This window comes from Staphylococcus canis (genome assembly GCF_016238445.1).
Classification (GTDB): domain Bacteria; phylum Bacillota; class Bacilli; order Staphylococcales; family Staphylococcaceae; genus Staphylococcus; species Staphylococcus canis.
The window spans coordinates 1-255 of record NZ_JABANU010000110.1 but is presented as its reverse complement, the minus strand read 5'-3'; the positions used below and the strand labels follow the sequence as shown (position 1 = coordinate 255).

The following is a 255-nucleotide window of genomic DNA, read 5'->3' as shown; positions in this document are numbered from 1 at the left end:
GAATTTCTTGATGAGTGTAGCGACGTTTACTTTCTGTAAACGAGCAAGCGAAGAAAGAAATGAGGACGAATGCGAACGCTTATTAACACGTCTAGATTAAGTTATTAAGGGCGCACGGTGAATGCCTCGGCACTAGAAGCCGATGAAGGACGTTACTAACGACGATATGCTTTGGTGAGCTGTAAGTAAGCTGTGATCCAGAGATTTCCGAATGGGGGAACCCAGCACGAGTTATGTCGTGTTATCCATGCGTGA

General features: G+C 45.5%; 1 rRNA gene. It reads left to right on the top strand.

Annotation, left to right across the window (positions count from 1 at the left end):
* Nucleotides 1–94: 94 nt before the first annotated feature.
* Nucleotides 95–255 (top strand): 23S ribosomal RNA (locus tag HHH54_RS11130); the annotation flags it as partial.